Annotated in this window: 21 protein-coding genes and 1 pseudogene; 13 read left to right on the plus strand and 9 right to left on the minus strand. The window is 61.5% G+C overall.

Annotated features, from left to right (window positions below):
* Window positions 1–117 precede the first annotated feature (117 nt).
* Both AC06DU_RS19265 and AC06DU_RS19270 read right to left on the minus strand, forming a co-directional pair.
* A complete protein-coding gene (locus AC06DU_RS19265; RefSeq protein WP_228607937.1) occupies window positions 118–699 on the minus strand; it encodes an HNH endonuclease family protein in 582 nt (193 codons plus the stop codon).
* Window positions 696–2,033: an AAA family ATPase gene (locus AC06DU_RS19270; protein ID WP_228607939.1), complete on the minus strand. Its 1,338-nt coding sequence runs from the start codon at window positions 2,031–2,033 to the stop codon at window positions 696–698. Before AC06DU_RS19270 ends, AC06DU_RS19265 begins: the two co-directional genes overlap by 4 nt.
* Before the next feature lie 555 nt (window positions 2,034–2,588).
* Between AC06DU_RS19270 and AC06DU_RS19275 the strand changes: the two genes are divergently transcribed.
* Window positions 2,589–3,224, plus strand: coding sequence for a hypothetical protein (locus tag AC06DU_RS19275; protein WP_228607941.1), 636 nt, complete (start codon window positions 2,589–2,591; stop codon window positions 3,222–3,224).
* A 12-nt stretch (window positions 3,225–3,236) separates the two neighbouring features.
* Here the strand turns inward: AC06DU_RS19275 and AC06DU_RS19280 are convergent, their stop codons facing one another.
* A complete protein-coding gene (locus AC06DU_RS19280; protein ID WP_228607943.1) occupies window positions 3,237–4,139 on the minus strand; it encodes a BrxR family transcriptional regulator in 903 nt (300 codons plus the stop codon).
* A 107-nt stretch (window positions 4,140–4,246) separates the two neighbouring features.
* Between AC06DU_RS19280 and AC06DU_RS19285 the strand changes: the two genes are divergently transcribed.
* Both AC06DU_RS19285 and AC06DU_RS19290 read left to right on the plus strand, forming a co-directional pair.
* Window positions 4,247–5,422 carry a ComEC/Rec2 family competence protein gene (locus tag AC06DU_RS19285; RefSeq protein WP_228607944.1) on the plus strand — a complete coding sequence of 392 codons (1,176 nt, stop codon included), beginning with the start codon at window positions 4,247–4,249 and terminating at the stop codon, window positions 5,420–5,422.
* A gap of 68 nt (window positions 5,423–5,490) precedes the next feature.
* Window positions 5,491–7,671 (plus strand): ThiF family adenylyltransferase, encoded by a 2,181-nt coding sequence (locus AC06DU_RS19290; protein WP_228607946.1) that lies wholly within the window; start codon window positions 5,491–5,493, stop codon window positions 7,669–7,671.
* 523 nt (window positions 7,672–8,194) lie between these two features.
* On the opposite strand, the gene AC06DU_RS19295 is transcribed toward AC06DU_RS19290, so the two are convergent.
* Entirely contained in the window at window positions 8,195–8,440 is a 246-nt protein-coding gene (locus AC06DU_RS19295) for a helix-turn-helix domain-containing protein (protein WP_045713812.1), read from the minus strand.
* A 975-nt stretch (window positions 8,441–9,415) separates the two neighbouring features.
* Here AC06DU_RS19295 and AC06DU_RS19300 point away from each other — a divergent pair.
* The 3 genes and pseudogenes from AC06DU_RS19300 to AC06DU_RS19310 all read left to right on the plus strand — a co-directional run bounded on the left by AC06DU_RS19300 (window position 9,416) and on the right by AC06DU_RS19310 (window position 11,284).
* Window positions 9,416–9,886, plus strand: coding sequence for a BPSL0761 family protein (locus AC06DU_RS19300; RefSeq protein WP_228607948.1), 471 nt, complete (start codon window positions 9,416–9,418; stop codon window positions 9,884–9,886).
* A gap of 127 nt (window positions 9,887–10,013) precedes the next feature.
* Window positions 10,014–10,493 (plus strand): annotated as a pseudogene (locus AC06DU_RS19305) (magnesium chelatase subunit ChlI family protein); the annotation flags it as partial.
* A 281-nt stretch (window positions 10,494–10,774) separates the two neighbouring features.
* A complete protein-coding gene (locus tag AC06DU_RS19310) occupies window positions 10,775–11,284 on the plus strand; it encodes a lipocalin family protein (RefSeq protein WP_065033484.1) in 510 nt (169 codons plus the stop codon).
* 491 nt (window positions 11,285–11,775) lie between these two features.
* Here AC06DU_RS19310 and AC06DU_RS19315 read toward each other — a convergent pair whose 3' ends face one another.
* On the minus strand, window positions 11,776–11,952 hold the full coding sequence (locus tag AC06DU_RS19315; protein WP_046344854.1) for a hypothetical protein: 177 nt from the start codon (window positions 11,950–11,952) through the stop codon (window positions 11,776–11,778).
* Window positions 11,953–12,335: 383 nt separating this feature from the next.
* Here AC06DU_RS19315 and AC06DU_RS19320 point away from each other — a divergent pair, with 383 nt between their 5' ends.
* The gene (locus AC06DU_RS19320) at window positions 12,336–13,895 is read left to right on the plus strand and encodes an EAL domain-containing protein (RefSeq protein WP_102582067.1); all 1,560 of its coding nucleotides are present in this window, start codon (window positions 12,336–12,338) and stop codon (window positions 13,893–13,895) included.
* Window positions 13,896–14,210: 315 nt separating this feature from the next.
* Here AC06DU_RS19320 and AC06DU_RS19325 read toward each other — a convergent pair whose 3' ends face one another.
* Together AC06DU_RS19325 and AC06DU_RS19330 are read right to left on the minus strand one after the other, a co-directional pair.
* Window positions 14,211–15,335 (minus strand): fatty acid desaturase family protein, encoded by a 1,125-nt coding sequence (locus AC06DU_RS19325; RefSeq protein WP_478203036.1) that lies wholly within the window; start codon window positions 15,333–15,335, stop codon window positions 14,211–14,213.
* Window positions 15,336–15,344: 9 nt separating this feature from the next.
* Complete coding sequence (locus tag AC06DU_RS19330; RefSeq protein WP_054591258.1) at window positions 15,345–16,421, minus strand: ferredoxin reductase; 1,077 nt, start codon at window positions 16,419–16,421, stop codon at window positions 15,345–15,347.
* 93 nt (window positions 16,422–16,514) lie between these two features.
* On the opposite strand from AC06DU_RS19330, the gene fabR reads away from it, so the two are divergent.
* Entirely contained in the window at window positions 16,515–17,162 is a 648-nt protein-coding gene (fabR, locus tag AC06DU_RS19335) for an HTH-type transcriptional repressor FabR (RefSeq protein ID WP_016902665.1), read from the plus strand.
* A gap of 619 nt (window positions 17,163–17,781) precedes the next feature.
* Window positions 17,782–18,594, plus strand: coding sequence for a hypothetical protein (locus AC06DU_RS19340; RefSeq protein WP_102251070.1), 813 nt, complete (start codon window positions 17,782–17,784; stop codon window positions 18,592–18,594).
* A 118-nt stretch (window positions 18,595–18,712) separates the two neighbouring features.
* Here AC06DU_RS19340 and AC06DU_RS19345 read toward each other — a convergent pair whose 3' ends face one another.
* Both AC06DU_RS19345 and AC06DU_RS19350 read right to left on the minus strand, forming a co-directional pair.
* Window positions 18,713–19,579: an alpha/beta hydrolase family protein gene (locus AC06DU_RS19345; protein ID WP_478203037.1), complete on the minus strand. Its 867-nt coding sequence runs from the start codon at window positions 19,577–19,579 to the stop codon at window positions 18,713–18,715.
* On the minus strand, window positions 19,579–20,679 hold the full coding sequence (locus AC06DU_RS19350) for a DUF3182 family protein (protein WP_478203038.1): 1,101 nt from the start codon (window positions 20,677–20,679) through the stop codon (window positions 19,579–19,581). Before AC06DU_RS19350 ends, AC06DU_RS19345 begins: the two co-directional genes overlap by 1 nt.
* Before the next feature lie 683 nt (window positions 20,680–21,362).
* On the opposite strand from AC06DU_RS19350, the gene AC06DU_RS19355 reads away from it, so the two are divergent.
* From AC06DU_RS19355 to AC06DU_RS19370, 4 genes are all read left to right on the plus strand, one after another.
* Window positions 21,363–21,644, plus strand: a complete 282-nt coding sequence (locus AC06DU_RS19355) for a hypothetical protein (protein ID WP_003486531.1) — start codon at window positions 21,363–21,365, stop codon at window positions 21,642–21,644.
* A gap of 42 nt (window positions 21,645–21,686) precedes the next feature.
* A complete protein-coding gene (locus AC06DU_RS19360) occupies window positions 21,687–21,953 on the plus strand; it encodes a hypothetical protein (RefSeq protein WP_065033478.1) in 267 nt (88 codons plus the stop codon).
* Window positions 21,954–22,047: 94 nt separating this feature from the next.
* Window positions 22,048–22,641 (plus strand): DUF4142 domain-containing protein, encoded by a 594-nt coding sequence (locus AC06DU_RS19365; protein WP_024939702.1) that lies wholly within the window; start codon window positions 22,048–22,050, stop codon window positions 22,639–22,641.
* A 211-nt stretch (window positions 22,642–22,852) separates the two neighbouring features.
* On the plus strand, window positions 22,853–23,740 hold the full coding sequence (locus AC06DU_RS19370; RefSeq protein ID WP_478203039.1) for a TIGR01777 family oxidoreductase: 888 nt from the start codon (window positions 22,853–22,855) through the stop codon (window positions 23,738–23,740).
* Window positions 23,741–23,759 lie beyond the last annotated feature (19 nt).

Here is a 23,759-nt window from a genome sequence, read left to right on the forward strand (position 1 = left end):
GCTGGCTATTGACCTGAGTGTGCCTGGCCATTCCACATCCGGCACCTCGCACAGCCCGAACAGGCTGAAATACCTCCGAACGCCAGTGAGTCCAACTTCTGCACAGCTGGGCACGCGCTATCCCTCATGGAACCGGTGGCGCTGCATAACGGCATTCAAGTCGTTAAATAGCTCTTCGGTCATACCTAGCTCGCTCAGATAGCGACCGAGATGGCAGACATAGAAGGTGTAGCTGCCTTTCTCGCTCAACGGTATATAGAGGATTCCCGCTCGTCTAATGTGCTGTGAGTACTCATCAAAGTGCGGATGCACGATTCTAAAATTTTCTGGATCATTCGGATAAGCGACAGGCAAGTAACCCTTAATGGGAGGATCAACATGAACCTCTCTGTTGCTCTTGTACTCATTACAGTCAGGACAGCAGACGCACAGGTTGAGAGGCTCAAACATGTATCCGAGGTACATCGCCTTAGGGGCGATGTGTTCGACGGGAGAGCCCATGGCCGATCTAATCGACAGAAGGTTGAGGCAGTAAGCGCACGCTAAGCGCTGTACGCGTCGGTAATGGTCTCTGACTTCGACGCGGACTGGCTCAAGAGTTGCGTCGGACCACATCGTGTGGTCGTATGCGGGATGAGCACGCGTGGTGGCAATTCTATTGAGCGCATCCGCGCTAAAGACAACAGGTTCGTCAATCAAGACCGCCCCTCCTTGAGAAGCGCCGAGAGTGAGTCGATCAACGCTATTAGCTTGTCGCTAGGGTCAAGCTTCGAGCGCACATCGAACAGCCAGTCGATCTCACTCTTCATTTGGGGCGTAAATGGGCGGCCGACGCGCACTTGGGCGATGAGATTGAAGCATACCCTGGAGATGTACTCGTTCATCATGCCGGGTGCGTCAAAGAGCTCCGCCAGTTGGAAGTCTGCGGAGCGGCGTTGAAACTGCGACGCAGGATAGAGCTTCCTTTTGCGTAGGTGACAGATGAAGGATCCGGGGCCACTAAGCCTAGAGATGATCTGAGGCGAGTGCGTGGCAATCACAAACTGGCAACCGCTGTAATGCGAAAATGCGGACTGCAGGAGCGCCATGAAGCGCTCCTGCCACTCCGGGTGGAGACTGATTTCGGGCTCGTCTATCAGTATCAGAGAGTGGTCTTGAATGTGCCCTGCGACGCCGAGCATCAACACAAGCAAGCACTGCTCACCAGAGCTTGCTCGCTTAAGGCTGAAAGACTGTCGTCCATACTTCTCCACCTCGACGTCCATCAGCCGAAGCAAGTTCTCTTCGAACAACCTCAGAATTGCGCCAAGATGGCTGGACTCTATCACCGTGCCGCCAAGAGTCGCGACGCTACTTCGGAAATCAACTGTGAGGCGCAACGCGCCAGGCGCATCCATAAGGGAAGAGGCGATGTCGAGGTCCCTCAGTACTGCTTGCAAGCTGTCGGTCGCCTCAAGGATGGATGCGACGCGGGTATCGAAGCTGTACCTGTAAGCGCCAGACGTGAAGGAGGATCTGTCACCCCTGTGACGACTTGAGGTCTCATTCTCGCGCGAGCGTTCAAACTGCGGCTTTAAGACAAAGTTGAACACTGGAGAGAACTTCAATGAATCCAGAACCTCCAGTAGGTTCAAGCTAGGTGGAGTTTCGGACAGTTTCGATAGCAACCCGCGAGCCGCGGAAGACAGCAACGATACAGCGGAAGAAGCGCCGTACATACCCTCACCGCGCATTCCAACATAGCGGTAGTTCTTCTGTGCTTTCGCAAGTCGCCTTGGCGGGGCAGGAAATTTGTCGAACGGACTTGTTGATGCTGCAATGACCACAGGAAAGACCGGAGCGTCAATGCGCCGAGCAGCCATTAGGTTGTAGTCGCTGATCCGTACCCGAGCAATGTCCGACAGCAGCCGGCTTTTCCCAACGCCGTTCTCCCCCACAACAACCGTATATGTGTTGTCTCTTACACCGACTTCAGCTTCGTCGACCAGACGAACCAAGACACCGTCGTGGTAGATCTCGATCACTCGTTCCATGGGACCCTCCCTGTCTATCGGGGGAATGTTGGCAGATGTTGGATGGCTATCCAAGATCGAGGTCCCTCCACTCCGGGCGCGACATTGCGGAGATGGGATCAAGTCAGATGAGTGTACGTCCGTCTTCGACCGGAGCCCGTATGGTCATAGACGTATAGTTGGTCCTCGAACACCACCTATCGGGACCCGGTCGTTTCAAGCTGCGAAACACTAAGGATGCACTGCGTTGAAAGTGAGCCTTTCTCCAGTTGGCACGCGGCGAGCGATATGTATGACTACCGCTTGATCGGAGTCAGCCCCTACAACCCCGGCCATGGCTTCATGGAATCTGGCGCTTACCAGGCAGTCGCCCGGCCCCGCGCAGGCATCGTCGCATCTCGGTCGGCTACTCCGAGAAAGGTTGACTGGGTAGGCGGAGGTTGACGGCGGAGGCATAAGCCATACCGTGGGGCAAAGATCTCGGACGCTTTACGTACATCCCCTACTAGGAGGGCATAATGTAATGGGGAAAGAAAATCTCGACCACCTGCCAATCTAGTCGACGGGGAGAATGAAGTGTCTGCAAAAGGAGGACTGCTGAAGTGGATCGGAGCCTTTATAGCTTTCGACATGGCGTTGCTGACATATGTATTGACCCCCGATTGGCGATGGGGTGCCGCCCAGCCGAAAATGATCATCGGTGGGCTGACGACAGTGCTGTCGCCCCCGATGCTGTACATGATGACGTCAGTGCTGTCACCGGACCTGAAGGCGGCGCTCGTTTTCTGGAAAGCTAGGTATCACTTGCCTGGCTATTCGGCATTCTCGAGGCACCTGAAAGAGGATTCGAGAATAGACGCCGACGCAGTCGCGGCACGACGGGGGCCCCTTCCGTCGGACCCGGATGCCCAACAACGCCTTTGGTACAAGATCTACCGCGACCATCGTAAAGATGAGGCGGTCGTTGATGCCAATCGTCGCTATCTCACTTTCCGGGATCTGGCAGTAGTCTCACTCATGGTGACCGTAGCGGCTCCCATCACGCTCACTGTTTTTGATCTCGGCTTCGTCCGCGGTCCCGTTGCGGCAGTCTTCTGTCTTCAGTACCTTGGCGCTAGTGTTGTGGCCCGCGTAGCCGGTGTACGTCTGGTTCAAACTGTTCTGGCCATTGAGGGAACTCAGCCAGGTTCCGCTGCTCCTGGCTCAGCATGATCGCCCCTCCATCTACCGCTCCGGACGCACAATGGTGGGGAGGTAGGCTGCCAGTTCAGCCCGATTGGCGAGGACGATCTGCTGCGATCTAGCGGATTCGTTCTCTTGCTCCTTAAGACCCAAGCGTGCCAACAGGTAATAGCCCATTGCCTGTCTGCACCTCAACTTCAATCTTCCGCCTGACATGCCGTAGTCGAGTTCAATAACTCGCCGCGCGCCCTCAGAGAGCGTGGGGTTCGGGGCTATCTCGACATCGATCATGCGGTTCCATTGTTCGTCGCTACCGATCGCGGCTTGAGCGTTTCCAGATGGCTTCGCCATCAAGATTCGGGCGAAGAGGAAGTCACGGTAGTCCTTGCGCAGGTGACAGTAGGCTCGGATGTGCCATCGAAACCCGTCGTACGCTAATGCTAAGGGAGAGACACACCTTACATCAGGCTCTGCACGTGCCATGGTCTGGTAGGTGATCTCCAGAGCCTTAGCGGACTGAATTGCAACCAAGGTCTCCCGCAGGAGACCGACATCGACCCGGCGGGTCGGGAAGCTCACGATCTCCGAGGGCGGCGGATTGCCTAAGAAGCTCAGATCGGGGCTCAGCAAGCCAGTGGTGATGGCATGCAGCTCTGCCAGATATCGGGCGCTCGATCCTTCGGTGAAGACTGGCGTATAGGTCGGCATTGCAACGTACGCGCGTTCCTTGGCGTCGTACTTCGCGTTCTGGGGCGCGCGTGCAGCGTATTCAGCAAAATCCAGCGTTGCCTGAGGGGGCGAGATTTTGAAGAACTCCACGAGGTCGGAACGATTGACCTTTCCCGCCCACAAGAGTCGGGAGTCAATGAACTCTAGCCGGCGGGCCTGCCCCCAACGTTCTTTGCGGCCAGAAATGGCTTTCAAGTCATTGAATTTACCAGGCATTGTTGAAATTCCGTCTCTTACCACTATTTTTTATGACCTCGTAGTTTTTAGTAGTATAGTACGTCCAACGGCCACCGGGGTGGTCAACACGATGAGGCACAACTCGAATGAGCAACATCACGTTCTTCCCAGTCGACTGCGGTGACATGACCCTGATCCGTCTCGCAGATGCTGCGGTCAGTTCTATCCTGATTGACGTTAACATCCGCGCTGCGGCGGACGATGCTGACGACACTTCGGTACGTGATGTGGCTTCGGATCTGCGGGTTAGGCTGCAGCGGGATGGACTTGGCCGGCCCTATGTCGACGTCTTCATGTTGAGTCACCCCGACAAGGACCACTGTCTCGGCCTGGCCCGTCATTTCTACCTGGGTCCGATCGAGGACTATCCTGATGACAAGAAAGCTGACAAGGACAAGCGGATCGTCATACGGGAAATCTGGTCGTCTCCGTTGGTCTTCCGCCGGCGTTCAAAGGAGCATGTTCTCTGCGACGACGCCTTGGCCTTTAATCGCGAGGCAAAGCGGCGGGTAAAGCAGTACCGCCATGGTCTAGGGAACAAGGACGGTGAGCGCGTACTTCTGATGGGTGAGGACGTTGACGGCAAGACGGACGATCTCGCCCCGATCGTCATCAAGCCTGGTAGTACCTTCAGCCGCATTAATGGAGCTAATAGCTCCTACTTTGAGGCAACGCTGCTCGCGCCCATCCTCTGCGAGGACCCGGATATTGTTGAGGAACTGAAGAAGAACAATTCCAGCATCGTCATCAACTTCGCCTTGGAATCCGTCGAGGCCGGACGCCCCCGCTGCAAGTTCCTGTCTGGCGGTGATGCGGAGGTTTACGTATGGGAGCTTCTCTGGGCTGAGTATGGGAAGAGCGGTGAGCTGCAGTACGACCTTCTCCAGGCACCGCACCATTGCTCGTGGCATTCACTTTCATGGGATAGCTGGTCAGAAAAAGGCGAGAAGGCCCAAGTGTCAGCTAAAGCGCGAGCTGCCCTAGGCCAGGCGAAGACAGGTGCCGTGATTGTGGCTAGCTCGAAGCGGATACTGGATGACAAAAATGATCCGCCATGCATTCGCGCTAAGAGGGAATACGAGAGCATCCTGGCTGCTGTAGGTGGAAAATTCATGTGCACCGGAGAGTATCCGCAATACTGGGAGCAGGCTCCGCTGGATCTGCAGGTCTCATTCGGCGCAGTCCGAGTTAGGAAGGCAGGCTCAGGCTCTTCTACGGTCGCGGCACTCGCTGCCGCGCCGCGCGCAGGCAGCCCTCGGTGACTTCTGATTTTCTCGACTGGGGGGACAGCATCCCCACAAATGAGGCTGTTCCATTCCGTGATGGCCGCATGCAAGCCCTCCTCAGGGCCTGCAATGCACATGCGGATATCAATGTTGTCGAGCTAAGACGCATTGAAGACCCATTTATTGCAGAGATCATAGTGGCCGATGTTGGTGATGGTGCAGTGTCCCCTGGGAACGATGCAGGTATTCACCGCATCGAACGAATGGCACTTCTTTACCGCACTGGTGCTCGATTCCCATTCGAAGCTCGCCCCCTCAGGAAGACCTTCCCGAAAGCGCTGCATCAGTACGCTACGGGCAACGAAGGGCCGCCGTCGCTCTGCATCATGGAGGGAGACTGGGAGCTTGCGGAACACAGGTTCACACCAGAAGCGCTACTCGAGACCCTTCTAGCCTGGTTGGAGAAGACGGCAGATGGCACGATTCATGAGGCCGACCGCGGCTTGGAACCCGTCTTCTACAGCCTTGGGCAGTGCCTAATGCTTCCGCCGGACTTCGCGGAGGCTTTGAGCGATCCTTCTAAGGAGCTTGCTCTGATGGACGCTTGGGAATGGGAACGCGGGGTGACATATCGCACGCGCATTGTCGCGTCCGCGTCTTCGGCACGAGCGCCTCATCGCATACTCATCATGGATGCCGCCCCAATCGCGCACCTGCCACTCTCTTCGCCGCCATCAACGCTTGGCAGTCTTGAAGAGCTGCTTGCAGCAAAGGGAAGCTCGCTGATGCCGGGACTGGCTAAATCGCTTCAAGAGGCTTTCCGGCGATGCTGCAATGCCAACGTCCAGCCGGGGCAGGGACGAATCATCTTGATCGTTCGTCTTCCGCGCCTAAGAGACGGTGAAGTTGTGAGCATCGACTCGATGGGCTTCAGAATCGATTGTGACCTGGTCGCGCTAGGGCTAAAAATACAGGCACTTGGCCGGTACGGAGAGAACGATGCAGTCCAGCCAGTCCTTATACTTGGAGAAGGACCAAGGTGGCCAGAGAAGGGTTGGCAAGATATCGAGGTACTGCATATCGACGTCAGCCGCAGTCTTGATCGAGACGAGGCGAAGCGATGGTCGGGAATTGAAGACGGTGAGTTCCGCGGCGTAATTGCAGGCGTGGGCGCCCTGGGAAGTGCCTTAATCGATATATGGTCCCGCTCCGCATGGGGCCACTGGGACTACATTGATCCCGACGTTCTGGCTCAGCACAACGTCGTCCGGCATGTCGGCACCCAAGATCAGGTTGGGCTACCAAAAGTCGAAGTTGCCAAACGCCACGCGCGGCGGACGCTCGGGTTTGCCGACCCAGACGTGAAAGCGTTGCAGAATCGAGCTTCGGACCTTGATACAGAGCCGGTACGCGCGTGCTTGAAACGGGGCGATCTCCTCATCGATGCATCAACAACCATCCAGGTAACTAGGGCTTGGTCTGGAGCTGACCTACCTCGAGGTATGGCGGCCTTTTTGACGCCGTCGGGAGATGGCTGCGTGCTTATTGCTGAGGACAGCGCGCAGGAAATCAGAGGCGCCTCGCTTGAGGCCCAGTACTACAGGGCGATAATCCAGCAAGATTGGGGAGCTGTGCATCTCGAAGCAAAGGGTCGCCCACTTCGAAGTGGGGCGGGCTGTCGCGATGTCTCTGTCGTCCTGGGCTACGACCAGGTGCTGCGAAGTGCATCATTGCTTGCAAGGCAGATCAGGAATAGGTCAATGCTTTCCGGTGCAAGTATCGACGTATGGGAGTCTTCGAGCGACGGCAGCATTCTTCACATTGAGGTAGCGGCCAGACGAACCTTTTCGAAAAAGGTCGGAGACTGGGAGATTCTCTGGGACGAAGGTCTCTGCGAACAACTCCTGGGGGAACGAGCCAGCTCGCTTCCACTCGAAACCGGAGGAATCCTTCTGGGCGTCGTCGATTTCAAGCTCAATACGATCCATCTCGTGGACGGCCGTTCCGCGCCAAGAGACAGTGTTTCAACTGAGGCGGACTTCCAGTGCGGTAGCTGCGGCGTGCAGGAAGACATCACTGAGGCCCAGCGACGAACAACCGGTATGGTCCTTTGGATAGGTGCTTGGCACTCGCACCCCAAGGGCGTGAACGCAGTTCCCAGTATCCAAGATCAGGACCTTCTGTCACATCTCTGCACAAGGCTGGGTGCGCACGGATTACCCGCGGTGATGCTCATCGCGGGCGAGAACGGCATCGACGTATTCTTGCAGATGAAAGGGAGTTAGATGGTTTCACACGCGGACTATTTCCCAGATCTACTATCGCTCACTCCCATTCGGGCCGTCTGCGTGACCCAGCTTGCACCAAGCACAGCCATCTCTGAGGTCAAGCAGGGGCGCAAAAACAGAGGCCTCGCATGCGAGGCCTCTGGTCATCGGCGCTTGAGTGGAGGCTCTGACCTCCGTCCCCCAACCATGGTGGGTGAAGTGGCCTGGACGACGGAGAAATATTGTCATGACAAGACCGGAAGCACCATCAGCCGTGAACTCGTCGCGGTGTAAGAAAACACCGCAGGGATCCTCACAGCATTCAGCGACATTCCGAGAGTGCCGCCTATATTTTAGAGAGTTCTAGCCGTAACGGCAGCAGCGCAAAGCCCTGAGTCGCTGGCCTCGCAATAACAAACAGCCTCTCACGTTAGGCCGTCAGCAACTTATACCTACTCTAAGCCGACATCCCTCGCGGTAAACTGATCGGCCCTCCAGTTAGGCGTTGAATTGGTAAAAGCGCCGCGTGGGAGCCTGCCAACTAACCTTCTTTTGGGAACAGCAGCCTGGTGGAAGCAGCTACACTCATGTCCAAAGCACGCGTGAGCAGAACAAACTCCAAGATATCCAGACGACGCGCGCCGGCTTCGATCGCCGACAGGCGTTGTTGTGGCCAGCTCAACCGCCGGGCAACATCACTCTGTGAAAGCCTCAATCGCTCACGGCGTGCACGCAGCTGGTAGATCAGCTCACGGTATTGCCCGTCATAGATCGTCTTAGTTGCCATGGTCGCGATTGCTGAATGCGACCAGCAATCTATGCGCCACCCACTGATTACATGAAAATCATGTAGCAACCACCCCCTTCCCCTGATACGCTAAGAGCCGGATACCGCAGAGGTATGCGTGGCTCATGTCCAGACTCAACCGACTCTTTTAACTTCTCGCACCGCGCTGTTGCGTGCTTCCGAGCGTGTCGGATTGATGGGCACTGCTGCTTGGTGCGCCTTGCACCTCGCCACCCAACAGCCAAACCCAATCACGTCCCGCCCTTGCTTAACTGAGCAGTTGCTTCAATTCCTAGAGCAGGCTGGCATCCTGATACGCTGTAAGTCGCCATCTAATGCAACCCACCGGGCCCTCTACGAGCCTGTTGCTTGGCGCTACTGTGACATCGATCTGCCAAGCACAGAAATCCAAGCAGTTCTTGATGATGCATTACAACTTCGCTTAGCCGAGGACGATGGAATAATTCGCAATGCCCTCTGGCGGTTGCTAGCCGACGGGGATAGCGAGGCGTATCTTATTCGTCTCTTACAGCGCTACCGACTGGACAGCGGCGACGTCCAAACGCTCATATCGTCGGTCCGAGCAGAATGGGCACCATATTCTGTAGGTAGACGCCGCTACCTTGCGTGGTTGAGCGTGCGCCACGCTGCCGCCACGTTTTCCCAAGGGCACTTTGGTACAGACGCGACATACGCCGCCCTACAAACCCATCTAAGACGCCGAGGACGTTGGCTCGCGGCTAGGCAGTCCCACCGAGACCTTGCTGATGACGAGTACAGCTTCCTACCTGACGCCCATTGGCGCCGCCCAATACTGCTGGAACTTTTCCTGACAAGAATCGCGCCAGTTGGGGAGAAATTTTGGACGCTCCCCCCTCCCCAAACAAGCTAAAGGATAAGCAGCTACCGCGATTACCGCGATCTCGCCTTGAACACAGGCCTTTTGATCTAAACCTCTTCCCCCTAGGATTCCCAATGACGACAGCCGAAGAAAGTACGCGCAATCTCTTTCAAGCCGGCGCCTTCTTGGTTGAGCTCGCGCTCGATGAGCGTTTGCCTATTGAGGTGCGCCGCGAGGCGGCACGCCTAACAAGGCACTACCCCACACCAGGGTGTTCTATTGCCGTTGCTTCATCGGTCATCGGACACTTTCTGCCGCAGCCTGAGTCCGCTTGGTGTGAAGGCTATCGGCACGGGCCGTTGACCATGGGGCTCAGCGATAGAATTTCCAGGCTTTATCACACACTAGGGACCAGCCAACTCAGAGCCGATCCAATTCAGCCCGATGTACAACACGAGACAAATAGCCACTCACATAAATTGGTCAATGCTCCGGACGTACGGCTAAGACAACCCGAAGAGCTCGCGGACTTACCCCATGCTCCCCAAACGAACAAGAAATTACGCAAAATCCAAAGGTCCGAACGCGACACCTCGGAAAAATAGGTCCTTCGGTACCGGCGAGCATTTCTAATTCGTCCATCATTAAACTTGGGGTATGGACAGATCCGCCGCCCAAAATTGCCTTACGCCCGTAGGCGATTTGAGAATAGTCCATTAGGGAGCTTACGTGTGCACGTCCGGATGGGCCGGCGATGGTAGCGGGCGTTGCCGCTGCAGCAGCGACAGCATCCGCCGCTATCGCAGCCGCATCTCCGGCCCGTTGCTGGACCGGATCGACCTGCATGTCGAAGTGCCGCGACTGCCTCCGCAGGCCTTGCGTAGCGGCGAGCCCGGCGAAGACAGCGCCAGCATGCGTGCCCGCGTGGTCGCCGCACGCCAACGGCAACTCGCGCGTGCCGGCGCACCCAACGCTCACCTGGATCAGGCACAGACTGATGACCACTGCCGCCTGGAAGGCGACGATCAGGTGCTGCTGGAACGCGCCATCGAACACTTGCAGCTCTCCGCACGCTCGATGCATCGCATCCTGCGCGTGGCCCGCACCATTGCCGATCTCGACGGCAGTGCGGCCATTGCCACCCGGCATCTGACCGAGGCCATCGGTTACCGCAAACTGGATCGCGCCATCGGCACGGCGAGCGCGGCGTAGCAGCGCCGATCCAAACGTCTCAACGTGGTGGCAGTGGTCCACCGTACGACGATGCCGCGCAGTTTCATTAGGACGCTAAGGAATTCCAGACGGCAATGCGATCGATCGCTGTCTCCATCGAAGGGTTATCTGCTGCCGGTTCGTCGGCAGGGCGCGTGCGCGTGCTTCCATCCGGCGGCACAGCATTCGCCGATACGTCCACACGCTCTCTCCAGCGTCGCAACATCCATTTCATGGCGATGCACGTACAACGTCCGCCTTCCCATTGCGCAGAGGCCGCCATGAGCCGACTTCCCGACCTAGTCACCGTCCCGTCCCTGGATCTGAATCGTTATCTGGGCACCTGGTACGAAATCGCACGGCTGCCGATTCGCTTCGAGGATGCCGATTGCACCGATGTGTCGGCGCACTATTCGTTGCAGGACGATGGCACGGTGCGGGTGCAGAACCGCTGCCTGACCGCCGAGGGCGAGCTGGAAGAAGCGATCGGGCAGGCGCGCGCCATCGACGACAGCAATGCACGACTGGAGGTCACCTTCCTGCCCGAAGGCCTGCGCTGGATTCCGTTCACCAAAGGCGATTACTGGGTGATGCGCATCGATGCGGACTACACCGCCGCGCTGGTCGGCGGACCCGACCGCAAGTACCTGTGGCTGCTGGCAAGGCTGCCGCAACTGGACGAAAACACCACCCAGGCCTATCTGGCGCATGCGCGCGAGCAGGGCTTCGATCTGGCCCCGCTGATCCACACCCCGCACACCGGGCGACTGACCGAGCAGCCACTTCCCTGACAGCGACGCCAAGCCGACAAAGCAGCCTTCAACGTTTCTCGCCTGGGCACGCTTCCTCGGCCAGCGAATGGCTTGTGTTTTTGGGGATTGGGGTTGCGGATAGCTCGACCGTAGAGCCAGGCCAACTCTAGAGCGGCTGATCTGCGGCCTGGCTGCAGGGCCCTTGCCCGCCCACATGGTTGGTCGGATCACTGCATGTGCCCCCGGCTTCCCATCCCAAGCCGCGCAGCACACAGGTGTTCAACACGCAACCGACAAATGTCTCGTCTGCCCGCCGCAAGCTCAGCAACACGCTTTCGAGAAAGCGGCCGACCAACTCGCTAGTGCGGGACCCCCGCCGGTTGCGGGACCCTTGGCGGAATCAATGCCGCCAAGGAGCCTATACGGACGGATTCACGGCGTGTCCCGCAAGCGGTGAGGGCGCCGCACCCTCGACCTACCCCCCTCGCCTATCTGATATTGGACGACTGGCGACCGGACTGCAGCCCGACTCAACCGTCGAGCGCACCCAGATCCTTGGCCGCAGCCTGCGCGCCTTCCAGGCTGTCGAAGGCGACGCCGGTGTCGCCGACCACGTACTTGGTCAGCTCGCCATCGCGGGTGGTTTCCTGCATCTTGAAGATCGGCACCGCATCGGTGCCGCCGACGCGTTCTTTCTGCGTTGTCATGGTGATTCCTCCAGGGAGAGTGCCTTGCACGGGGCCGGGTGGCGCCGTGGCTCCCGCTTGGGAGCACAGACACTTCGACCCTAGCGCGCCGCCTGGTGCAGGCGCGTGAATCCGTTGACGAGGCCGATTGCCACACCTGCCGGCATCGTCGTTTGCAGAAAATCACGTCTGCTTCGCTCCGCGGACGCGCGCAACCCGCGCGTCTGTCGTACATTCGCGACGTGCAGCCTCATCAGTCCACCGTCACTGTCTCCAGCGTCCTCGCGCGGCACGTCCGCGTGCGGCACCGGCATGCTGCGCCAGTGGCGGGGCGATACGCGTCAGCGTCGCTCTGCACGGGCTGTCGTGCGTGAGCACCCCTCCACGCAGATGTGGGTGGTGAGGTGAAGCGTCAACGCATCATCAGTCTGACCGTGCTGCTGGTATTGCTGGGCGCAATGCTTCCGATCAGCCTGTCCTACTATCTGGCATGGCGGCTGGCGCTGGACCGCGAGGAGAGCAAACTCGCGCAGCTCGCGGCGCTGTCGATCCGGCGCACCGACACTGCCTTCGACGAGGCCCATGGCGCGCTCCTGAGTATGGGCGCATCGCAGCTGCCGCCCTGCTCGCAGTCGCATCTGGCGCAGATGCGCGCACTGGTACTGGCCAGTCACTACATCGTCGAACTCGGCTACATGCAGCAGGGCCGGTTGCGCTGTACCTCATGGGGGCCATCGCCGCAGGCGGTTGCGCACACCGCTGCCGACTTCGTGGTCAAGCGTGGCATTGCGGTCACCACGCGGCTGCGTCCGCTGGCCAATCCGCAACACCCGCTGATGGCCCTGCAACTGCGCGACTACAACGTCCTGATCAATCCGACCACGCTGACCGACATCAATCTGCCGCCCGGCCTGCAGTTGGCGATCGGCACACCGGACGGACAGATACTGAGCAGTACCGGCACTGCCGCCGAGCGGCTGCTGATCGCAGCGCCGACCGACGCCTCCGGCACCGGCGCAGATGCCCAGGTGTTGTCAGGCCGCGACCGCCGCGGCGACTGGGCCGCGGTCGTCACCGAGCCGGCGGCCTATCTACGGGGGCCGCTGGCAGCCGCACGGCTGCAGGTGGTGCCGGTCGGCATTGCGCTGGCGCTGCTGTTGGTCAGCCTGGTGATCTGGGTGTCGCGGCGGCGGTTGTCGCCGCTGGCACGGCTGGAAATCGCCGTCCAGCGCAACGAGTTCGTCGTGCATTACCAGCCGATCATCGCGCTCGACACCGGCGCCTGCGTCGGTGCCGAGGCGCTGGTACGCTGGCAGCAACCCGATGGCGTGCTGATCCCGCCCGATGCCTTTATCCCGCTGGCAGAAGAAAGCGGCTTGATCCTGCCGATCACCGACCTGGTGGTGGCCGAAGTCATCCGCGACCTCGGCCCCACCCTGGCGGCTGACCCCTCCCTGCACGTGGCCATCAATGTCTCTGCCGAGGACATCAAGAGCGGCCGTGTGCAGACCGTGCTTGCCCAGGCGCTGCATGGCACTAGTGTGGACAGCGGGCAGTTGTGGGTGGAGGCGACCGAACGCAGCCTGATGGACATCGAAGCGGCACGCACCACCATCACCCATTTGCGCGGTGCCGGCCACACGGTGTCGATCGACGACTTCGGCACCGGGTACTCGAGCCTGCAGTACCTGCAGGGATTGCCGCTGGATGCGCTGAAGATCGACAAGTCGTTCGTGGATACCATCGGCACCCATTCGGCCACCAGCGCGGTGACCTCGCACATCATCGACATGGCCAAGACGCTGCAGTTACGCACCATTGCCGAAGGCGTGGAACGGCAGGAGCAGCTGGACTATCTGCGCGCGCACGGCGTGGATCTGGCGCAGGGCTGGCTGTTCTCGCGCGCGCTGCCGGCTACCGGCTTCATCGCCTACCACGCACTAATGCGTGGCGCTGCGCACTGACCGGCGCCGGGACGGCGCCCTGCACTGACCTGGACCGTCAGGACGCGTAAGTCGACCAACAGCCACGGCGATCCAGGCACCACGATAAACGTTGTGCGCGCACGGCATGCTCGAATCGCAGCGCAGGTACTGATCTCGCCCGCACGCAAGCTCAAATTGCCCGAACGCGTGTTGCCCGAGCTGGCGCTACCGCTTTGCGTTCACCCCTGCCGCAAGCACCGATGCCGAGCACCCGGCAAGGCGCAATCTCGTGTGGCGATCCGGCAGGGACTGACTGCACCCAAAAAAAAGGGCCGCCAATGGCGGCCCTTTCGATCAGGCGCTCTGCAAGGCGCCTTCGCGTTGGCGGCGTACCGGCTTGGGCCGGCTCGGGAACGCGTGCCGCACGATCCGCCACATCACCTGGCCGAACTGACGCGGCAGCGAGCCGGTGTTGTAGTGCTGGCCGTAGCGCGCACAGACCTGCTTCACCTCGACCGCAATCTGCGCGTGGCGATTGGCCGGCAGGTCCGGGTAGAAGTGATGCTCGATCTGGTGGCTCAGATTGCCCGACAGCACGTTCATCAGCTTGCCGCCGGTGAGGTTCGAGGAACCCCGCAGCTGACGCAGATACCAGTGGCCGCGCGACTCGTTGCGGATCGACTCCTTCGGGAACACTTCCGCATCGGCGGTGAAGTGGCCGCAGAAGATGATCACGAAGGTCCAGATGCTGCGCAGCACGTTGGCGGCCAGGTTGCCCAGCAGCACGGTCAGGAAGAACGGGCCGGCCAGCAGCGGGAACACGATGTAGTCCTTGAGCATCTGGCGGCCCATCTTGCGGCCGACCGGCAGGAACGAGGCGCGCAATTCGGCCGCCTTCATCTTGCCGGCGAACCAGCGGCCCAGGCGCAGGTCCTGGATGGCCACGCCCCATTCGAACAGCAGCGCAAAGAACACCGCCACGAACGGCTGCAGCAGGTAGAACGGGCGCCAGCGCTGTTCGGGGAAGATGCGCAGCAGGCCGTAGCCGATGTCGTCGTCCATGCCGCGCACGTTGGTATAGGTGTGGTGCTTGAAGTTGTGCGTCTTGCGCCAGTTGTCGCCGGTGGCAACGATGTCCCACTCGTAGGTGTTGCCGTTGAGCTGCGGGTCGCCCATCCAGTCGTACTGGCCGTGCATGACGTTGTGGCCCAGCTCCATGTTCTCCAGGATCTTGGACAGGGTCAGCAGCACCACGCCGGCGATCCAGGCCGGGATCAGCACGCTGTGCACGAACGCGCCCAGGAACAGCAGCGCGCGACCGGCCACGCCGGTCCAGCGCACCGCCGCCACGATGCGGCGGATGTAACGCGCATCGGCGGCGCCGACCTGGCTCTGCACGCGGGCGCGGATGGCATCGAGCTCGTCGCCGAAGGACTGCAGTTCGGCAGCGGACAGGGCGCGGTTATGGACTCGGCTCATGAAGATTCCTTACAGATCCAGGATCAGGTCAGTGCTCGGGGCACTGATGCACAGGCGGACCTGTGCGGTGGGTTCGTTGCTGCGCTCACCGGTCAACAGGTGGCGCGTGGTGCCGGACTGGCGCGCGCAGGCGCAGCTGTTGCAGATGCCCATGCGGCAGCCGTACTTCGGGCGCAGGCCTTGCGCTTCCAGTCCTTCCAGCAGCGACTGGCCGCGCGGCAGGCTGAGCGTACGGCCACTGCGTGACAGCTGGACCTGCACGTCACCGGTTTCGCCGTCTTCCAGCGTCGGCACACTGAAGGCTTCGGCCTGGAACGCGGCCACGCGGCCCTGCAGGCGCGCACGCGCCGCCTGCACGAAACCGCCCGGCCCGCAGACCATGACGTGACGGCTGGAGAGATCGGCGATCTGCTGCAACGGATAGGTATCGATGCGCGCCGCCGGCGTGGCGCCTTCGCGGGTGGTCAGCAGCCGTACGCGCAAGCGCGGATGGGCGGCGGCCATCGCCTCGAATTCGTCGACAAAGCAGGCTTCGTCGCGCTGGCGCACCCAGTACAGCAGGTCCACGTCCATCGGCATGCCGGCCTGCGCGGCGGCCTGCAGCAGCGCGCGCATCGGGGTGATGCCCGAGCCGGCCGCCAGCAGCAACAGCGGCGTCGGGGTGGTCGGCAGCAGCATGTCGCCGAAGGCCGGATCCAGCGACACCACCGTCCCGATCGGCGCAGCACCGGCCAGGTAGCGGCTGACCAGCCCGCCCTCGATCGCCTTGACGGTGATCGCCAGGCGGCCATCGGCCAGCACGGTCGGGCTATAGCTGCGCAGCAGGCGGCGGCCGTCGATCTCCACGCCCAGGCTGACGTGCTGGCCGGCCTGCAGGCCCTGCCAGTGGCCATTGGGCCGCAGCACCAGGGTCACCGCGTCGCGGCTGGCGGCCGTGCGCGCGACCAGGCGGGCCATCGGCCGTTCCAGCGTCCACAGCGGGTTGAGCCGGGTCGCCCAGAAGTCGAACAGCTGCGGCGACACCAGCCGGCGCGCCAGACGCGTCGGCAATGGGGACTTGGACTTGGGAGGAGATGCCAGGTTCATGGATTGCACTATACGCATGCATGCACATCCGTGTATACAGTTGTATATCGATCAGAGGAGCTATGATTCAGGCCCACGCCTAGCTGCTGCCTCATGACCTCCATCGCCCTGCCTTCCCAAGACGCGCCGCCGTCACGCAAGCCGGCGATTTCACGCGAGGACCTGATCGCCGCGGCGCTGTCGCTGATCGGACCGCATCGCAGCCTGTCCACGCTGAGCCTGCGCGAGGTGGCACGCGAAGCCGGCATCGCGCCGAACAGCTTCTACCGCCAGTTCCGCGACATGGACGAGCTGGCGGTGGCCTTGATCGATCTGGCCGGGCGTTCGTTGCGCACCATCATCGGCCAGGCCCGCCAGCGCGCCACCTCCACCGACCGCAGCGTCATCCGCGTGTCGGTCGAAGCCTTCATGGAGCAGCTGCGCGCCGACGACAAGTTGCTGCATGTGCTGCTGCGCGAGGGCGCAGTGGGCTCGGATGCATTCAAGCAGGCAGTGGAGCGCGAGCTCAGCTATTTCGAAGACGAGCTGCGGGTGGACCTGATCCGCCTGGCCGCCGCCGACAACGCCAAGCTGCATGCACCGGCGCTGGTGTCCAAGGCGATCACCCGGCTGGTGTTTGCGATGGGCGCGGTGGCGATGGACTCGCCGCCGGAAAAAGATCCCGAATTGATCGAACAGATCTCGCAGATGTTGCGCATGATCTTGACCGGCGCACGTACCTTGGGCACGCACGGCGGGTGAGCGTGGTTTGACGTTGGAAGCGGCGTGCCTGCCCTGCTTTCATCGATGACGCTTGATCGTTGAGCGCTGCAGCCCGGCTGGCTGCGGATGGATTGCATCGCACGTCTGCACTGCCATCGCGTCAATGACCTTGTGGTCATGCTGGCGTCGTCCACCTGCGTTGCCGCGTCGAGCATCGTTCAAGCGCCCGTGCATCGACATGGCCGCAGGTACTGCGTTTCGCACAGCCAGCCAGAAATAGCGATCGCTGAAACATCTGTAGTGCCTGCGTTCGAAGGCATTTCGATGACCTGCAGGGCAATACGGCCGCATCTTCTGAAGGCCACCGCTTTGTGGAAATACGCTTGGCGTTATCGGCTGACGTCTTGGTACAGATGATCCGTACACACCAGCCACGTAAGGCCATTCGATAAATCAATACACCTGCAGTGCAAGCTTGCTTGAGCGCGATATTGCAGGCTGGCGCCAGCGACCTCATCCATACCAACAGATGCACAGTTCAGTCTTGTCGCGACGGCACTCACGTCCAAGCACACGCGTTTCACTCCTCGCTGGCCAAGGTGGGCGCCACGTTCGCGATCTGCTCGACAGACGCACCTACAGCCACCCCGGAGACGACATGAGCAACCACGATACCCCTCTCGACAAGCAGGAACGCAAGGCCGAAGCGCAGGATTTGAATCGTGATCCGATCTCCGGCGCACCCGGTTCGCATCCGGTAGGCGTGGGTGTGGGCGGCGTTGCAGGCGGCGCTGCCGCAGGCGCGCTGGCCGGTACGGTGTTCGGCCCGCTGGGCACCCTGATCGGCGCTGCGGTGGGCGTGGTGGCCGGCGCTGCAGCCGGCAAGGGCGTGGCCGAGCGCCTGGACCCGACAGTGGAAACCGAATACTGGCGCCAGGAATATCAGAACCGTCCTTACTACAAGGAAGGCACCGATTACGATCGCGATTACGCCACCGTGTACGGCTTCGGCCTGCAGGCGCGCGAAACGCGCCCAACCAGCACCTGGGAAGAAACCGAAGCGACCCTGGCCGGCGAGTGGCCGCGCAATCGCGGGGAATCGCGACTGGAATGGGAAGAAGCGCGCCTTGCTGCGCGTGATGCATGGGAGCGCGCCGATCGCACCCATAGCGTCTATCGCGAGGGCGACACGCATTACGAAGGCCGCTTCGACAGCGCGAGCTATCGCGATGCCGAGTATTCCTATGACGATTATCGTCCGGCCTATCGTTATGGCATGCAGGCGCGTCAGCAACACGCCGGCCGCCAGTGGGACGACCATCTGGAACGCGACCTGGGCGACGGCTGGGACCGGTTCAAGTCCAACTCGCGCCTGAGCTGGGAAAAGGCCAAGCACGCAGTGCGCGAAGCCTTCGATTCCGAGCATCACGGTGATGCGGCACGTCGCAACCCGACCGACCCGCGCGTCTAAGCTCATACGGCCCGGCGCCGAGCCAGGTTGAACTCTTGGAAGAAGATCGGGCCCCACGGGCCCGTTCTTCTTTGTGGAAAGCACTGCCATGCACGAGGCGTTCTAGCGAACGCGCGAATCAGCTGGAACTGTTCTCCACCGCACGGATATCGCCACGGAATTCGTTCGTGCCCTGCCCCGGCGAGGAGAGCGCATCGCTCTGCTGCTTGAGCCTGTGCTTGCGCGCGGCCACCACTTCCTTGGCCAGGGCGATGCGCCGGCCGACCACCATCTCGGTCAACCAGTCGATCAACGTGCGCGTGTATTCCTGCTGGTGTTCCTTGACGCTCAATGCGTGATCGGCACCAGCAATCACGCGCGCGCTCAGCGAGCGCGCATTGACGAAGGCATTGGCGTAGTTGCGCAACACCGGATGCGGCACGATCACATCGTGTTGCGCCTCCACCAACAGCACATCGCCTTTGTAATCGGCACAGGCGGCCAGGGCGATATTGTCGTCGGGGGTCAGCACGCGTTGCCGGTAGTCCATCAACTCCGGATCGGCGTTGAGGCTCACCTTGGGGTGATCCCAGTGCTCGTCCTTGTAGAGCGCGGGCGAGCGCAACGCCAGCCATTCCACCGGGCGTTCGCGCGTCAGCAATGCCGACAGGTAGCCGCCGTAACTGAGCCCGACCACGGCGATTGACTGCGGATCGACGTACGGCAAGCCAGCGAGCTGATCGTAGGCGGCCTTGATGTCGTCCAGGTTCTGCGCGCGTGTCACGCTCTGGCGCATCGATGCATAGCCTTCGTGACCGCGCAGATCGAAGGTCATGCAGATGCAGCCCAGGCCGACCACTTCGCGCGCACGCACCAGGCTGTGATGCTGGCTGCCGCCCCAACCATGGACGAACAACACGGCGGGAATGCCGGTGGGCGTCAGCAAGGTGCCGCTGAGTTCGTCCTGGTCGACCGGGATCTGGATGCTGGAAAGTTTGGCTTCCATTATGCGGTGGATACCCTCCTGTATTTGAAGCGCGGACCCGGCCCGGCGCGCTCTGCGCGGTAGTAGATCTGCGCATCCGCGGGCGGTTCGCCCTGATAGATCTCATGCGTGGATGCGTGCACCCACTGCAAGCTGGCGTCATCCTGGAAGCTGGAGATCGCGGCAAGCTCGGCCGGTGTCGCGCCGCCGACGCGCCAGGATTGCTCCAGCACACCACAGACCGGACCGGCCTGCCCATCGTCGCCGCTGACCACGTCGTAGTTGCGCCGCGAGATGTGCAACCCAGGATAGGCGGCGGTGATGAATCGATCGTATCTGCAGGCCTGCTCGACCACCCGCTGTTGCAGCAACGGTAGCGCGGTCATGGCCAGTGCCTCGAGCGATCCGCGATACACATGCAGCGACGAGCCGCCGTAGACCTCTTCATCCTGCATGTTGCGCACACTGCATTGCGTGCCGTAATAGGCAATCTGGACACCGGCAAGGCAGAGCTCGCCCACGCTATGCGTCACGGGCTGCAGGATGTTGCGCTCCAGCACCGCGCCATGCGTGCGCAAATAATGCTCCGGCAGGCTGTCCAGCACCTGCGCGAGGTGCGCTGCACCGGCGATACGCCATTGGCCGTTGCCACCCACGCCGGTCGGCAGCTTCAGTCGCACACCGCCATCCGGAAGCAGGAGCTCCAATGCACGCAGGGCATCGATGCGCGAAAACACCGTATAGCCCGCCAATGTTGCCGGGATCAGCGCGGTGGCCAGTGCCTTGTTCCATCCGGTGATGCTGGCTGCATGGTCGGCAATGAGCGGGTGGCCGATTACCTTGGTCGCCAAGAAGGCATGCGGCACGATGCCGCCCAGCAAATCCGCCGCGTCATCGATACCGAGTCCATGCGCCTGTTCCGAGGTCAAGGTCTCATCGGGCACATGAAACACGGTCTCAGCCACAGCATGCTTGAAGTAACCGGCGTGCCCTGCGCCGCGCACGCCCAGCAAGCGTGCGATTTCGCCGCAGACCCAGGCATGCGTGGCGCGCTCGTGACCGCACTCGGGCACCGGACGCGTGACATGCCCCACGACCTGGCAGTACTGCTTGTGCGCCATCACGTCTCCCCTCGCAGTGTCGAGCCGCGTGCCGTTGCTGGCTTGTTCAAACAGTTGAGACGCACACAGACATTGATGCAGCGCTACGCGATGCCCGGGAGAATCGGCTTATTTCAGCGTCAGATAGAACGCAAATACGATCGCAAGGACGACGATCAAGCTGATGGCGACACGTCCCCCTCGTAGCTCCACCAAGGCATGCCACCACACACGTGCTTCGGAGGTACCGCTGGCGGCTGGCGGCTTACGGCTGCTTTCGCTGTCCTGCATCCTGAGTACTCTCATCTCCCTAAAGTCATCCCACATCCTAAGCATCAGACGTTACACAAGTGTGGAACGATTCAGAATCTTCCGTAAATTGCGGCATTGCGCAGGTGTTTTCTCGCTCATCAACGCAGCTACCAGCCGATGCGCGATGGCAAGCCTCACACCTCGATGGCCGACATTTCAGCCAATGCAATCGATTGCTGGCTGTTGCTCAGCACGACGCCATCGCCTCGACCGCAACTGCACGTCATGCGCGGCATGGCCTGCATACGCAGCGTGTAGAGGCGCAAATGCAAGCTGACCAGTTAAGCACGCAGCGCGGCAATGCGTTGAATAGTCGGGTTCGATGATCATTCGTTGACACAGCCGCAGTTACCCTGCATGTCAAGTTTGTTTAACCCGGACCACGCGAAGTCATGAGCAGAGACCCATCCGTCATCGATGTACAAGCCGAAATCGCGCATTGGCAGGCGCGGCACGCGCAGGGCAACCTGGGTGCCGGCAAGTTCAGCGAATTGTCCCCGGTGGTCAAGATGGCCTGCGATATCTATCTGCAGGCGCCGCGTTCGAGCGATCAGGAACGTCTGCGCCTGTTTCGCGACCGCCTGGAACATCACTTCATTTCATCCAGCACCCAGTCCAATTACGAGCAATTGGCCACCGACTGCTGGCAGCGGCTGGGTGCACGCAATAGTTGAGCAGTATGTGTTGAGCAAGACCGTTACTCACTGGAGAGCATCATGAAAACCCCGTATCAAGTGCAGCAGGAGCTAGAGCGATTGGAGCGGTTGGTTCCGCACATCGTCAGCGACCAGGGCGACCGCGCGGAGGACATCCTAGGCTTCCATGTCGCCAGCTTGTTGGGCAGTGCCCCGGCTAGCGAACACGCTTTGATTCGCGAGCGCACCGCACGCATGGCGCGCGTGTGCCGCACCGCACAGGACAGCGTGCGTCCGCCAGCCAGACCGTTGGGCCTTGGCGCAGCCGCCCAGGCGCAGCTGGCCTGACCGGCAGGCGCCGATCCACGCATCACCGGAGCCGCGTAGCGGCTCCTTTGCATTTCACCGTCGGCAGTATTGGCCGCATTCTTTTAGGACCTCCATGAAATCCCTTCTTGTCGCGACATCGCTCCTTGCCGTGCTCTCCCTGACCGCCTGCGATCGCCCCGGCGGCGATGCCTCGCGGACTGCGCCGGCAGTATCGCCCGAACCGACTGCCGCACCGGTCAGCGGCACCGGCGCTGCCGAACTGGCCAAGGGCGATCCCGCCGTGCTCGGTGTGCTGGCGGCGCTGGATGAAAACGAGATCGCGCTGGCCAAGCAGGCCATCTCCCAGGATCTGGGCGGTGCGACCGACACCTTCGCCAAGCAGTTGCTGCACGACCACGAAGCCAACCTGGAAAAGAGCAAGGCACTGGGTGCCACCGACAGCCCGCGCGCCGATGCAATGCGCGCCAAGGGCAAGGCAGCGGTGGACGCACTGGCAAAGACAGCGACCCTGCCCGATGGCAAGGACGCCTACCGCAATGCCTTCCTGCGCACGATGGTCAGCGACCACGGCGACACCATCAAGATCATCGACGCCGAACTGCTGCCCGCCGCCGAAAGCGCGCCGGTCAAGCAGCATCTGGAAGAAAGCCGGCGCGTGGTGTCGGCGCACTTCGAGCGTGCCCACGCGGTGTCCTCCTCGCGCTGAGCCCGTTGCAGCGTCTGCAAGCACCCAACGCGCCGGCCTGTCCGGCGCGTTGGCGTTTGGGCCTTGCTGGTCTTTACTGGTGGACGCGCGCTGCGCCCGGCCGCCGTCCTGGTGTCGCACACGGCCATCGCAGCGAGTGCAGCAGCGACTTCACTTTGCAGCAGGCAGCGCTGGCCTATCGTGCCGCATCGATTCGGCGCAGGAATGTCCCATGCAGTTGCTCATCACCGGCGGCACCGGGTTCATCGGCCAGGCCTTGTGTCTGGCACTGGTGCAGGCCGGGCACCAGGTCAGCGTGCTGACCCGCGACCTACGGCGCGCGGCGCGTCTCCTGCCCGGCGTGACCGTGGTGGACACGCTGGACGGCGTGCAGGCCGATGCGGTCATCAATCTGGCGGGCGAGCCGCTGGCGGCCGGCCGCTGGACCGATGCGCGCAAGCAGCGCTTCCGCGCCTCGCGCCTGGGCATCACCGGCCAGCTGCATGCCTGGATCGCGCAGCAGCCGGCCGAACGGCGCCCGGCGGTGCTGATTTCCGGCTCGGCGGTAGGCTATTACGGCGAGCGGGGCGACAGCGTCCTGACCGAGGCGGACCACGCCGGCAACGATTTCTCTGCGCAGCTGTGCCGCGACTGGGAAGCCGAAGCGGCAAAGATCGGCGCACTCGGCCCGCGCGTGAGCTGGGTGCGCACCGGCATCGTGCTCGACCGCGACGGCGGCGCCCTGGCCCGCATGCTGCCGGCGTTCCGCTTCGGCGGCGGCGGCCCGTTCGGCGATGGCCGCCACTGGATGAGCTGGATCCACCGCGCCGACATGGTGGCCTTGCTGCTGTGGTTGCTGGAACACGGCCAGCCCGGCGCCTACAACGCCACCGCGCCGACCCCGGTTACCAATGCCGAGTTCGCGCGCACCCTGGCCCACGTGCTGCATCGCCCGGCGCTGCTGGCGCTGCCGGCCAGCCTGCTGCGGCTGGGCTTTGGCGAGATGGCCGAGCTGCTGCTGGTCAGCCAGCGCGTGCTGCCGCAACGCGCGCTGGATGCCGGCTTCCGCTTTCAGTACGTCCACCTGGAAGCGGCGTTGCGCGCCATCCTGCAGCGCTAGCGCCTGCGCGGGGGCCCTG

It is taken from the genome of Xanthomonas sp. NCPPB 3200, from assembly GCF_056393585.1.

Excerpts from the sequence above, each read along its gene's own strand:
- fabR (WP_016902665.1), top strand. The coding sequence starts at position 16,515 with ATGACCTCCATCGCCCTGCCTTCCCAAGACGCGCCGCCGTCACGCAAG.
- AC06DU_RS19290 (WP_228607946.1), top strand. The coding sequence starts at position 5,491 with ATGCAAGCCCTCCTCAGGGCCTGCAATGCACATGCGGATATCAATGTT.
- AC06DU_RS19340 (WP_102251070.1), top strand. The coding sequence starts at position 17,782 with ATGAGCAACCACGATACCCCTCTCGACAAGCAGGAACGCAAGGCCGAA.
- AC06DU_RS19345 (WP_478203037.1), bottom strand. The coding sequence starts at position 19,579 with ATGGAAGCCAAACTTTCCAGCATCCAGATCCCGGTCGACCAGGACGAA.
- AC06DU_RS19270 (WP_228607939.1), bottom strand. The coding sequence starts at position 2,033 with ATGGAACGAGTGATCGAGATCTACCACGACGGTGTCTTGGTTCGTCTG.
- AC06DU_RS19325 (WP_478203036.1), bottom strand. The coding sequence starts at position 15,335 with ATGAGCCGAGTCCATAACCGCGCCCTGTCCGCTGCCGAACTGCAGTCC.
- AC06DU_RS19330 (WP_054591258.1), bottom strand. The coding sequence starts at position 16,421 with ATGAACCTGGCATCTCCTCCCAAGTCCAAGTCCCCATTGCCGACGCGT.
- AC06DU_RS19360 (WP_065033478.1), top strand. The coding sequence starts at position 21,687 with ATGAAAACCCCGTATCAAGTGCAGCAGGAGCTAGAGCGATTGGAGCGG.
- AC06DU_RS19285 (WP_228607944.1), top strand. The coding sequence starts at position 4,247 with ATGAGCAACATCACGTTCTTCCCAGTCGACTGCGGTGACATGACCCTG.
- AC06DU_RS19310 (WP_065033484.1), top strand. The coding sequence starts at position 10,775 with ATGAGCCGACTTCCCGACCTAGTCACCGTCCCGTCCCTGGATCTGAAT.
- AC06DU_RS19315 (WP_046344854.1), bottom strand. The coding sequence starts at position 11,952 with ATGACAACGCAGAAAGAACGCGTCGGCGGCACCGATGCGGTGCCGATC.
- AC06DU_RS19355 (WP_003486531.1), top strand. The coding sequence starts at position 21,363 with ATGAGCAGAGACCCATCCGTCATCGATGTACAAGCCGAAATCGCGCAT.
- AC06DU_RS19300 (WP_228607948.1), top strand. The coding sequence starts at position 9,416 with ATGACGACAGCCGAAGAAAGTACGCGCAATCTCTTTCAAGCCGGCGCC.
- AC06DU_RS19350 (WP_478203038.1), bottom strand. The coding sequence starts at position 20,679 with ATGGCGCACAAGCAGTACTGCCAGGTCGTGGGGCATGTCACGCGTCCG.
- AC06DU_RS19280 (WP_228607943.1), bottom strand. The coding sequence starts at position 4,139 with ATGCCTGGTAAATTCAATGACTTGAAAGCCATTTCTGGCCGCAAAGAA.
- AC06DU_RS19370 (WP_478203039.1), top strand. The coding sequence starts at position 22,853 with ATGCAGTTGCTCATCACCGGCGGCACCGGGTTCATCGGCCAGGCCTTG.
- AC06DU_RS19365 (WP_024939702.1), top strand. The coding sequence starts at position 22,048 with ATGAAATCCCTTCTTGTCGCGACATCGCTCCTTGCCGTGCTCTCCCTG.
- AC06DU_RS19295 (WP_045713812.1), bottom strand. The coding sequence starts at position 8,440 with ATGGCAACTAAGACGATCTATGACGGGCAATACCGTGAGCTGATCTAC.